At 53.0% G+C, this 12,089-nt stretch carries 10 protein-coding genes; 7 read left to right on the top strand and 3 right to left on the bottom strand.

From position 1 onward, the window contains the following. The 3 genes from yidD to rpmH are packed head-to-tail and all read right to left on the bottom strand — an operon-like array spanning window position 1 to window position 791. Entirely contained in the window at window positions 1–246 is a 246-nt protein-coding gene (yidD, locus tag ABVN19_RS22640; protein ID WP_082071379.1) for a membrane protein insertion efficiency factor YidD, read from the bottom strand. Beyond that, complete coding sequence (rnpA, locus tag ABVN19_RS22635) at window positions 239–643, bottom strand: ribonuclease P protein component (RefSeq protein WP_167332096.1); 405 nt, start codon at window positions 641–643, stop codon at window positions 239–241. The genes yidD and rnpA overlap by 8 nt, the downstream gene beginning before the upstream one ends. Before the next feature lie 13 nt (window positions 644–656). Next, complete coding sequence (rpmH, locus tag ABVN19_RS22630; protein WP_002551315.1) at window positions 657–791, bottom strand: 50S ribosomal protein L34; 135 nt, start codon at window positions 789–791, stop codon at window positions 657–659. A gap of 580 nt (window positions 792–1,371) precedes the next feature. Between rpmH and dnaA the strand changes: the two genes are divergently transcribed. The 7 genes from dnaA (at window position 1,372) to ABVN19_RS22595 (ending at window position 12,051) form a co-directional block, all read left to right on the top strand. After that, window positions 1,372–2,886, top strand: a complete 1,515-nt coding sequence (dnaA, locus tag ABVN19_RS22625) for a chromosomal replication initiator protein DnaA (protein ID WP_028942561.1) — start codon at window positions 1,372–1,374, stop codon at window positions 2,884–2,886. A gap of 40 nt (window positions 2,887–2,926) precedes the next feature. Further along, the gene (gene dnaN / locus ABVN19_RS22620) at window positions 2,927–4,030 is read left to right on the top strand and encodes a DNA polymerase III subunit beta (RefSeq protein ID WP_028942562.1); all 1,104 of its coding nucleotides are present in this window, start codon (window positions 2,927–2,929) and stop codon (window positions 4,028–4,030) included. Window positions 4,031–4,049: 19 nt separating this feature from the next. Then, window positions 4,050–5,153: a DNA replication/repair protein RecF gene (gene recF, locus ABVN19_RS22615; protein ID WP_028942563.1), complete on the top strand. Its 1,104-nt coding sequence runs from the start codon at window positions 4,050–4,052 to the stop codon at window positions 5,151–5,153. Window positions 5,154–5,157: 4 nt separating this feature from the next. Beyond that, complete coding sequence (gene gyrB, locus ABVN19_RS22610) at window positions 5,158–7,575, top strand: DNA topoisomerase (ATP-hydrolyzing) subunit B (protein WP_028942564.1); 2,418 nt, start codon at window positions 5,158–5,160, stop codon at window positions 7,573–7,575. A gap of 958 nt (window positions 7,576–8,533) precedes the next feature. Continuing rightward, entirely contained in the window at window positions 8,534–9,172 is a 639-nt protein-coding gene (locus ABVN19_RS22605) for a TnsA endonuclease N-terminal domain-containing protein (RefSeq protein WP_105641122.1), read from the top strand. Beyond that, window positions 9,153–11,117 carry a DDE-type integrase/transposase/recombinase gene (locus tag ABVN19_RS22600; RefSeq protein ID WP_028942566.1) on the top strand — a complete coding sequence of 655 codons (1,965 nt, stop codon included), beginning with the start codon at window positions 9,153–9,155 and terminating at the stop codon, window positions 11,115–11,117. The genes ABVN19_RS22605 and ABVN19_RS22600 overlap by 20 nt, the downstream gene beginning before the upstream one ends. After that, the gene (locus ABVN19_RS22595; protein ID WP_105641123.1) at window positions 11,110–12,051 is read left to right on the top strand and encodes a TniB family NTP-binding protein; all 942 of its coding nucleotides are present in this window, start codon (window positions 11,110–11,112) and stop codon (window positions 12,049–12,051) included. Before ABVN19_RS22600 ends, ABVN19_RS22595 begins: the two co-directional genes overlap by 8 nt. Window positions 12,052–12,089: the final 38 nt, after the last annotated feature.

Here is a 12,089-nt window from a genome sequence, read left to right as displayed (position 1 = left end):
TTACTCGGCTATCGAAGAAGAACGGGAAGAGGGAGCTGGCGGAACCGGGTCAAAACCGCCGGCATTCCACGGATGACAACGCCCCAGGCGACGAACGGTTAGCCACCCACCGCGCAAAAGGCCATGGTTTTCGATGGCTTCTAGCGCATAGCAGGAGCAACTGGGGTAGAAACGACAGTGGCTGGCCATCAGAGGACTAATGGCATAACGGTAAAACTGGATCGGAACGAGCGCCAGTTTACGCATCTTGACTGTCTACCCCCACAGAGTCGGTGTTCACCACTGGAGCGGGCCGACTGCGTGCGAGGCGCTTCCAGAGCTTGCCAAAATGTTGGTGCAATTCTGGGTTTTCAATCTCGCCCAACCCTTTGCGCGCGACGATCACGATATCCCACCCAGCAAGCAAATGCTGGTGCAGGCGAAACGAATCGCGCATCAGGCGTTTCAGGCGATTGCGTTGAACGGAGAGCTTGACGCTCTTTTTCCCGATCACAAGCCCCAGGCGGGGGTGATCCAGACCGTTCTCGCGGGCAAGGAGCAGCAGGTTTTTCCCTGGAACCTTGCCGGTTGGGGAGTCGAAGACCGCTTTGAAGTGTCGGGGAATAAGCAGACGCTTTTCCCGACTGAAGTCCTGACTCACCACCAGTGCCGAAAAATCAAACTGCCAGACGCTTACGGCCTTTGGCACGGCGACGCGACAGAACGGCACGACCGTTCTTGGTAGCCATACGGGCACGGAAACCGTGAGTGCGAGCGCGCTTGATGGTGCTTGGTTGGAAAGTACGTTTCATGGCGTGTTACCTGGTTCGTCCACAACGGGCCGGAATGGCCCCCGTTTTAAGAGACCGGCGATTCTAGAGAAAGCAGGGCCACAGGTCAATTTCCAACCAGCTTTTCCTTATAGACGGGAAATCACTCGGATGGACGGGTGAGCCAGGTCGTGCGAACCAACACACGCTTAAACATAAAAAAAGAGAGAGGAATTATTTAAAGCTTTTCTGTAAAACTTATAGAACTTAAGCGAAGAATTTCTGTGGATAAAACTCTGCAGGCCTTTATTTTCGCTATGTACAGAGATCTGAAACCTTGTCGAGAAGACGTGCTGCGGCTGTGTCGAATGCTCGGAAAACCTGTGGATCAAATCGATGGTTATCCACAGCCAAGTTATCCACCGACTTCAGCCCCCAGTTGTGCAAAGACCTCAGGCACGGTTATCCACAGAGCTTATTCACAGTGCCGCAAGGTCATTTTGGTCACTAAGCTGCTGATTTATCGCCACCCTTAGCGCACCTGCATGTGGATAACTGCGCTGGTGCTCGGTACAATGGCGGCTTGTTTTTGCCTCACCGGCTTTCAACTCAGGGGATATCCGTGTCAGTGGAACTTTGGCAGCAGTGCGTGGAGCTTCTGCGCGATGAACTGCCTGCCCAGCAATTCAACACCTGGATCCGTCCGCTACAGGTCGAAGCCGAAGGCGACGAGTTGCGCGTCTATGCGCCCAACCGTTTTGTTCTCGACTGGGTCAATGAAAAGTACCTGAGCCGTCTGCTCGAGCTGTTGGGCGAACACGGCAACGGTATTGCGCCTGCCCTTTCCTTATTAATAGGCAGCAGACGCAGTTCGACGCCTCGTGCCGCCCCCAATGCGCCATTGGCAGCGGCTGCCGCTGCCTCCCAGGCCCAGGCAGCACAGACTGCCGTGGCCAAGGAGCCTGTCCAGGCACCTATTGCCGCCCCGGCGGTAGCCGAGGTCGAGGACGCGCCTTCGCGTGACAGCTTTGATTCGATGGGCGAGTCCAATGCCGCCCCGGCGCCAAGTGGTCGCACCGAAACACGCACGGTGCAGGTCGAAGGTGCGCTTAAGCACACCAGCTACCTGAACCGCACCTTTACCTTCGAGAACTTCGTAGAGGGTAAGTCCAACCAACTGGCCCGCGCGGCCGCCTGGCAGGTCGCCGATAATCCCAAGCATGGCTACAACCCACTGTTCCTGTATGGCGGCGTAGGCTTGGGTAAAACGCACTTGATGCATGCTGTGGGTAACCACCTGCTCAAGAAGAACCCGAATGCCAAAGTGGTGTACCTGCATTCCGAGCGTTTTGTCGCCGACATGGTCAAGGCGCTGCAACTCAATGCCATCAACGAGTTCAAGCGTTTCTACCGTTCGGTTGACGCCTTGCTTATCGATGACATTCAGTTCTTCGCCCGCAAGGAGCGTTCCCAGGAAGAGTTCTTCCACACCTTCAACGCCTTGCTTGAAGGCGGTCAGCAGGTCATCTTGACCAGTGACCGTTACCCGAAAGAGATCGAAGGGCTGGAAGAGCGACTGAAATCGCGATTCGGCTGGGGCCTGACCGTGGCCGTCGAGCCACCGGAACTGGAAACCCGTGTCGCGATCCTGATGAAGAAAGCCGACCAGGCCAAGGTAGACCTGCCGCATGACGCGGCCTTCTTCATTGCCCAGCGCATTCGCTCCAACGTCCGTGAACTTGAAGGCGCGCTGAAGCGAGTCATCGCTCACTCGCACTTCATGGGACGCGATATCACCATCGAGCTGATTCGCGAATCGCTCAAGGATCTGTTGGCACTGCAGGACAAACTGGTGAGTGTGGATAACATCCAGCGCACCGTGGCCGAGTACTACAAGATCAAGATTTCCGACCTGCTGTCCAAGCGGCGCTCCCGTTCGGTGGCCCGCCCACGTCAGGTGGCCATGGCACTGTCCAAGGAACTGACCAACCACAGCTTGCCGGAAATCGGTGACGTCTTCGGCGGTCGCGACCACACCACGGTGTTGCACGCGTGCCGCAAGATCAACGAACTCAAGGAATCCGACGCGGATATCCGCGAGGACTACAAGAACCTGCTGCGGACCCTGACGACGTGATCGGCGTCAGCGCAGCTTATTAAAGGCAAGGGACTAGACCATGCATTTCACCATTCAACGCGAAGCCCTGTTGAAACCCCTGCAACTGGTCGCAGGCGTCGTCGAGCGCCGCCAGACCTTGCCGGTATTGTCCAACGTATTGCTGGTAGTTCAAGGCCAACAACTGTCACTTACCGGTACTGACCTGGAAGTGGAACTGGTTGGTCGTGTGCAACTGGAAGAGCCCGCCGAGCCAGGCGAGATCACTGTGCCGGCACGCAAGCTGATGGATATCTGCAAAAGCCTGCCTAACGACGCACTGATCGACATCAAGCTCGACGAGCAGAAGATCGTGGTCAAGGCAGGCCGCAGCCGTTTTACCCTGTCGACCCTGCCGGCCAACGACTTCCCGACTGTGGAAGAAGGCCCGGGTTCGCTGACCTGCAACCTTGAGCAAAGCCGTCTGCGCCGCTTGATCGAGCGCACCAGCTTTGCCATGGCTCAGCAGGACGTGCGCTACTACCTCAACGGCATGCTGCTGGAAGTGTCTACCGATACGCTGCGCGCCGTGGCTACCGACGGTCACCGTCTTGCCATGTGCTCGATGCGTGCCGATATTGGTCAGGCCGACCGTCACCAGGTCATCGTGCCCCGCAAGGGCATCCTGGAGCTGGCGCGCTTGCTCACCGAGCCTGATGGTATGGTCAGCATCGTACTGGGTCAGCACCACATTCGTGCTACTACCGGTGAGTTCACCTTCACCTCCAAGCTGGTCGATGGCAAGTTCCCGGACTACGAGCGCGTGCTTCCTAAAGGTGGCGACAAGCTGGTGATCGGTGATCGTCAGGCGCTGCGCGAAGCGTTCAGCCGTACTGCCATTCTGTCGAACGAGAAATATCGCGGCATTCGCCTGCAGTTGGCCAATGGCCAGCTGAAGATCCAGGCGAACAACCCTGAGCAGGAAGAAGCGGAAGAAGAGATCAGCGTCGACTACAACGGTAGCTCGCTGGAAATCGGCTTCAACGTCAGCTACCTGCTGGACGTATTGGGTGTCATGACTACCGAGCAAGTTCGTCTGATCCTGTCGGATTCCAACAGCAGTGCCCTGCTGCAGGAAGCTGACAATGACGACTCCGCTTACGTTGTCATGCCGATGCGTCTGTAACTTGTCCAGCAGACTCTAGATGTCCCTCAGTCGCGTTTCTGTCACCGCGGTGCGTAACCTGCACCCGGTGACCTTCTCCCCCTCCCCCCGCATCAATATCCTGTACGGCACCAACGGCAGTGGTAAAACCAGTGTGTTGGAAGCTGTTCATCTGCTGGGCCTGGCCCGCTCTTTCCGTAGCACTCGTCTTACACCGGTCATTCAGTACGAGCAGTTGGCGTGTACGGTGTTCGGTCAGGTTGAGCTTAACGAAGGCGGCACCAGTAACCTGGGGATTTCGCGGGATCGGCAAGGGGAGTTCACCATCCGCATCGACGGGCAAAACGCCCGCAGTGCCGCACAGCTGGCGGAGATTCTGCCGCTGCAATTGATCAACCCGGACAGCTTCCGCTTGCTCGAAGGCGCTCCGAAAATTCGCCGGCAGTTCCTCGATTGGGGTGTGTTCCACGTGGAACCACGCTTCATGGCCACTTGGCAACGCCTGCAGAAGGCTTTGCGGCAGCGGAACTCATGGTTGCGGCATGGTACACTTGACGCTGTTTCTCAAGCGGCCTGGGACCGGGAACTGTGCCTGGCCAGCGCTGAAATAGATGAATACCGCCGAAATTACATCAAGGCCTTGAAGCCAGTCTTTGAGCGAACCCTGAGCGATTTGGTCGAGCTCGAAGGGCTGACCCTGAGCTATTACCGTGGCTGGGACAAGGACCGGGAACTCAGTGAAGTCCTCGCCTCCTCCCTGCAACGAGATCAGCAGATGGGCCATACCCAGGCCGGACCACAACGAGCTGATTTGCGCCTGAGACTCGGCGCACATAACGCCGCCGATATTCTTTCTCGGGGCCAGCAGAAGCTTGTGGTTTGCGCATTGCGCATCGCCCAGGGACATCTGGTCAGCCAGGCTCGGCGTGGCCAATGTATTTATCTAGTGGATGACTTGCCGTCTGAACTGGACGAGCAGCACCGTCGCGCACTTTGCCGCTTGTTGGAAGACTTACGCTGCCAGGTATTTATCACCTGTGTAGACCACGAATTATTGAGGGAAGGCTGGCAGACGGAAACGCCAGTTGCTCTGTTCCACGTGGAACAGGGCCGTATCACCCAGACCCACGACCATCGGGAGTGAAGGCATGAGCGAAAATCAAACGTACGACTCCTCCAGCATTAAAGTGCTGAAAGGGCTAGATGCCGTGCGCAAGCGTCCCGGTATGTACATTGGCGACACCGATGATGGTAGCGGCCTGCACCACATGGTGTTCGAGGTGGTCGATAACTCGATCGACGAGGCACTCGCCGGCCACTGTGATGACATCACCGTAATTATTCACCCGGATGAATCCATCAGTGTTCGCGACAACGGTCGCGGCATCCCGGTCGACGTGCATAAAGAGGAAGGCGTATCCGCCGCCGAGGTCATCATGACCGTCCTGCACGCTGGCGGTAAGTTCGACGACAACTCCTATAAAGTTTCCGGCGGCCTGCACGGCGTAGGTGTGTCGGTGGTGAACGCCCTGTCCGAACAGTTGATCCTCACCGTTCGCCGCAGTGGCAAGATCTGGGAACAGACCTATGTTCACGGTGTGCCTCAAGCCCCGATGAAAATCGTAGGTGAGAGCGAAACCACTGGTACCCACATCCACTTCAAGCCGTCGTCTGAAACCTTCAAGAACATCCACTTCAGCTGGGACATCCTGGCCAAGCGGATTCGTGAACTGTCCTTCCTCAACTCTGGCGTTGGCATCCTGCTGAAGGATGAGCGCTCGGGCAAGGAAGAGCACTTCAAGTATGAAGGCGGTCTGCGTGCCTTCGTTGAGTACCTGAACACCAACAAGACTCCGGTCAACCAGGTGTTCCATTTCAGCGTTCAGCGTGAAGACGGTGTGGGCGTGGAAATCGCCCTGCAGTGGAACGACAGCTTCAACGAGAACCTGTTGTGCTTCACCAACAACATTCCGCAGCGCGACGGTGGTACTCACCTGGTCGGCTTCCGCTCGGCGTTGACCCGTAACCTGAACAACTACATCGAACAGGAAGGCCTGGCCAAGAAGAACAAGGTCTCGACTACCGGTGACGATGCCCGTGAAGGCCTGACCGCGATCATTTCGGTGAAGGTCCCGGATCCGAAGTTCAGCTCCCAGACCAAGGACAAGTTGGTCTCTTCGGAAGTGAAAACTGCCGTGGAACAGGAGATGGGCAAGTACTTCTCCGATTTCCTGCTGGAGAACCCGAACGAAGCCAAGGCGGTTGTCGGCAAGATGATCGACGCCGCGCGTGCCCGTGAAGCAGCGCGCAAGGCGCGGGAAATGACCCGCCGCAAAGGCGCGCTGGATATCGCTGGCCTGCCAGGCAAACTGGCGGACTGCCAGGAGAAGGACCCTGCTCTTTCCGAACTGTACCTGGTGGAGGGTGACTCCGCAGGTGGTTCGGCCAAGCAAGGTCGTAACCGCAAGACCCAGGCGATCCTGCCGCTCAAGGGCAAGATCCTCAACGTCGAGAAAGCACGTTTCGACAAGATGATCTCGTCCCAGGAAGTGGGCACCCTGATCACCGCCCTGGGCTGTGGTATCGGTCGCGAAGAGTACAACATCGACAAGTTGCGTTATCACAACATCATCATCATGACCGATGCTGACGTCGACGGTTCGCACATTCGTACCCTGCTGCTGACTTTCTTCTTCCGTCAGCTGCCGGAGTTGGTCGAGCGCGGCTACATCTACATTGCCCAGCCGCCGCTGTACAAGGTCAAGAAGGGCAAGCAAGAGCAGTACATCAAAGACGACGAGGCCATGGAAGAGTACATGACCCAGTCGGCCCTGGAAGATGCCAGCCTGCACCTGGACGAATCCGCGCCACCGGTTTCCGGCGTAGAGCTGGAGCGCCTGGTTAACGAATTCCGCACCGTGATGAAGACTCTCAAACGTCTGTCGCGTCTGTACCCGCAGGAGCTGACCGAGCACTTCGTCTACCTGCCAGCTGTGTCCCTGGAGCAACTGGGCGACCACGCGGCCATGCAGGAATGGCTCGGCAAACTCGAAGAGCGCCTGCGTACCAGCGAGAAGTCCGGCCTGCTCTACAAGGCGAGCCTTCGCGAAGACAAGGAACGTAATGTCTGGCTGCCGGAAGTGGAAATCACCTCCCATGGCCTGGCCAGCTACGTGACCTTCAACCGCGACTTCTTCGGCAGCAATGACTATCGCACCGTCACCGCCCTGGGCGCACAACTGAGCACCCTGCTCGGCGAAGGCGCTTATGTTCAGCGTGGCGAGCGCAAGAAGGCTATCAACGAGTTCAAGGAAGCACTCGACTGGCTGATGACCGAAAGCACCAAGCGCCACACCATCCAGCGATACAAAGGTCTTGGCGAGATGAACCCTGACCAGCTGTGGGAAACCACCATGGACCCAACCGTGCGCCGCATGCTCAAGGTGACTATCGAAGACGCGATCGCTGCCGATCAGATCTTCAACACCCTGATGGGCGATGCCGTTGAGCCTCGTCGTGAGTTCATCGAAAGCAACGCCCTGGCGGTCTCGAACCTGGACTTCTGATCAGGTGTAGGTTCACTGAATAGTTGCGCATTTTCACAAATAAATGGAACTACTAACTCCTAGAGTTAGGATTCCACGTTGAAAGAAGGCCCGCTTACTAGCGGGCTTTTTTTTGCACAAAAAAAGGCCAATATCCTTATGGTAAGGTTGGCAAGATCGATAAGTTATAACGGTAGAAGCTCAGGACATTCCCGAGCAGAAATACTAAAAGAACTCGAGTTCAATGACACTTAGAGACTTTAATTTTTACTTTGAATATAGAGTCTAAAGTTTATTGGGGGAGGCGGATTTTTTCATCTTATGGCAGGGTCTCCTAAAAAATTAAGACACATATTACGGCCATTCGTAATTCGAAAAAAAACCGCTCGGCTTCCCTGAGATTAGAAATTTTAAAAATATGCAGCGTATAAAGATATTATACGTTGAAAGATTAAATTCTGAGCCTTCAGTGTTGTAAGTATTCAATAAAAATACTTAGATTCAGTTGTAAGCAATGGATTTTCCCAGTGGTCTGGAATATTATTTGGTAATTGTATTTATTGAGGTTGGAGCTGTTCTAGCAATAAAATCAGAAGCTTGCCGAAGCCGACGCAAGTCAAATATTCGATTTGGAAGTGGCTAAGAATTGCAAGATTAGAGCAAAACCGTATAAACGAGAGGAAGCTTGAATTAATTTAGCTATGAGTGTCAGAGGACGAGATCATGAAAAGCGGGAGGTGTGAAATGTAAAAACGCGACCAAAACCTAGGGGTTTTGACCGCGTCCATTTGAAGCGATGTTGCTGGTCTGGTAGCCGCAATTTCAGCTTTTTTTGGATGCTTGTCAATCCCCTCCCATCATTTCGACTTTATCGAGGGCTCTCGACGGGAAAGTGTTGCCTGTCGATTCTGCCCCTTGGGTGCCGCTCTGTGCCTGTGTTCTCAGGCGCCGCGACGGTACACGTCTACGGAGGTGTGCGATGGCAGTACGTAAGGTAGTTACTCGCAGCTCATGTCATTTCAGAGGGTACTTCCCCTCGATCAAAAATGGTCACCCTGTAGCCTGGGAATCCCAGCTGGAAGGAGGTTTTCTCCGCTTACTCGAGCTCTCACCGTCAGTTCTTCGTTATGAAGTGCAGCCGTCTCGGGAAAGATTTCTCTTGGGAGATACATTAGTAGATTACGTTCCGGATCTTCGTGTTTTCCTTGCGGACGGTGGTGAGTGGTGGTTCGAAGTAAAGCCAGAAAAAAAGCTTTTGGTCAGTAGCGTCAAGCGAAAGCTGTGTGCAGCTAAGAACCATTTTTCTGCCACCGATCGGAGTTTTTCCGTCGTTACAGAAGGCCTGATCTGGCGAGAACCATTGGCGACCAATATCCAAAAAATTCTGTATCACCGATACAGTCCTTCTCTTCCTTCGTCAGATCAAGCCGAAGTTTGGCTTAAGTTGAATAAATACAAACCCCAAGTATTCCATGAGGTCATATCATTATTTGGGGAAGTAGAAGCTTGGCGTTTGTTGGGGCTGTGTATTGTCGGTGTTGACCTTGAAAAGCCTTTGCTGAACCAATCACAAGTCTTTCTTTCAGGAGGACATCGTCATGCAAACTTTTTTGCTTAAGGCGAAGTTAGTTGTGGTTATACATGGTAGAACGATGTCGCTGCAGCGGCGGCTGATCGATAGACGTCTGCTTTTCATTGATCAATATGGTGAGCCAACTACTTTAACCGACCGTGAGTTTCATCTTGGTTATGAGCGACGTGAGATCGAAATCTGTACAGACCAACCTTACCTAGGTGAGATTCCATGCGTGAGGAACGTAGCCCCGGATCTATCTTGTTTTCCCGCAAAGCACAGTGAGGAAGCTTTACGCCGTCGTAAGTATATTGAGTGCGTAACCGAGGGGCAGATAAAATTGCCTAAAAAATATGATCTGCAAGAGAAATTAACCGAGATTGCCGTAAAAATTGGAGATGCAACTGTTCCATCTGTATCTACTTTTAGAAGGTGGCACACAAAATTCGTAGGTCGAAATGTTGTAAAGCTTATTCCTAAACATGCCGATAAGGGAAGAACCAGCGTAATATCTGGTGAGTTGGAAGAAATATTACAAGATGTCATCCACGAGGTATACCTTCAGTTAGAACGGCATCAAGTTTCAAAAGTAGTTGGCGAATATCTGAAGCGTGTCGATGAGAGGAACGTTACACGTTTGCCCTCTGATCAGCTAAACAAGCCTTGTGGTATGACTGTTCGTAGATATATTGCCAGGCTCGATCCATACGAGGTTGATGTTCGTCGTATTGGTAAGTATGCGGCCAAAAAGAAGCATCGGGTTGCGAGAGAAATGCTCGTGGTTGGGGGGATTTTGGATCGATGGGAGATCGACCATACTCTGTTGGATGTCCTACTTGTAGACGAAGAAACTGGATTGGTTATAGGCCGCCCCTATATCACTATCGTGTTAGACAAATATTCACGAATGATCATGGGCTACCTAATTCACTTAGCTGCACCTAACACTGAGACAATCCTTCGCGTCATTGAACGTTCCATTCGCCCTAAAACGGAGCTTCTGGAGCGATTTCCTAAAGTACAAAACGAGTGGCGCGCTCATGGAGTCCCCGCACGACTCGTTCCTGACAACGCTGCGGAATTTCATGCAGATGATTTGATTGCCGGATTCAACGAACTCGGCATCGAGATTATGTATCCTCGCTCAAGAGGTCCAGAGATGAAAGGATCGGTCGAAAGATTTTTCCGCACTCAGAATCTCGGACTGATTCATAACCTGCCTGGCACTACATTTTCCAACACCCAAGAGAAGGGAGACTACAGATCAGAGAAATATGCGTGCTTCACGCTGGCTCAACTGGAAGCCAGCGTCGTCAAATGGATTGTTGATGGTTATCATCAGACCCCCCACCGGAGTCTTAGCAAAAGGACCCCTGCGCAGGTATGGGCCTCCGAAGAGACTAGTCGGCTGATCAAGTTGCCCGTTGACCTTGATGCCCTTGAATGCATTCTAGCTCGCCGAAGTTCGGTGAAAGTACATCATTACGGTATTGAAGTATGCGGTCACGGGTACCACTCGCCGGAACTTGCTGAGCTAAGAATGCTGATGGCACCGCAGGAGAAAATCAATGTTCGATATCGTGATGAACTTGGACATGTTTGGGTGCATGACCGTTTCAGAAACGTATTTTTGCAGGTACCCATAAAAGATAAGCGCATGCTCGGGTTGAGTCGTGAATTATGGAAAGCGGCCGAAAAAGCACTTCAAGACAGCGGCAGCAATAGCCCAAGCTTTGACCAGGTCCATCAGTGCTATCGCGATTTAACACAGGATATTGCGGAGGCTCGCCGCTCTCAGAAGTTGCGTAAACGTCGGGCTGTAACCCGTGCCAAGATAGATAAGGACGGTTGGAGGCTCGATGGTTCCGTAAAGCCTCTCATCGCGTTTTCAGAAATGGATTGGTTAGACAAGCCAAGCGGCACCGCAAATGTAGCAACATCATTCAAGGTTACCCGGCGTCACCTGAGCGGAGGACTAAGTGATGAGTAATCATGAAGGAAGTCCAGCCTCATTTTCTCTGCGTCACCACTTCATTCTGAGCCCTCAGGCAGAGCAAGCACTAGCCCGCCTAACTGAAGTTCATGGAGACACACGACGCACAGGTACTAGTAAGGGACTTGTTATACAAGGGCCAAGCGGTGTTGGGAAAAGTACTTTGATCAGAGAGTACGTCGAAGAATTGAAGTCTGCTGACGGAGTTGATGCGAGGCAACGCGCTGTGCTCATCGTGGAAATTCCGTCCTCTCCAACCAAAAAGAACCTAGCAACGGCTGTGTTGACCGCGATGAAAGATCCGTACGCGGACTCGCGTAACCATTCGGCAGAAACGAAGTTTGCGAGAACTATTCAACTATTAAGCAAATTAGGTGTTGAAGTAGTCGTTCTAGACGAAGCGCAGCATCTCGTGGATTACAAGCGTAATGCAGCGTACGAGGCGGCGGACTGGATCAAGAGCCTGATGAACGAAACTAGCATTACATTCGTCCTTGTCGGTCTGAAGCGAACTGAAGGTCTGCTCTGGGCTAACGAGCAGCTGAGACGAAGATTCTCTGCCACGGTTGATTACAATAGGTTCATGTTGACCGAAGCTTGTTGGAGACAGTTCGCTATACTTCTCCAAAGTATTCAGGAACTACTACCGGTAGCGTCTATTAGCTTTTCAGAAAAAGAAATTATCCGCCGGATGTATCTAGCTTCATTTGGGTTGATTGACTATCTGATAAAAATTTTAGATCGCTCTGTTTGGCTGGTCCAGTACCGATGTTCTGAAGGCATCAATCTGGGACTACTGTCTGAAGCGTTTAAGGATGAGGTATGGAGCTCTGCACCTGATGTACGCAATCCTTTCAGTGATGTATTCGACTTCAAACCTTTAATTGGAGCTCGTGAGCCTTTTGAGAACTTTGACATCATTGCGGCTTGAGATCTAATCAATGTCTGTTAGTTAACAACGGACATTCA

Source organism: Pseudomonas vranovensis, from assembly GCF_040438935.1.
Lineage (GTDB): Bacteria > Pseudomonadota > Gammaproteobacteria > Pseudomonadales > Pseudomonadaceae > Aquipseudomonas > Aquipseudomonas vranovensis.
Note: the sequence above shows the minus strand (reverse complement) of the source record. Positions and strands in the feature narration are given on the sequence as shown.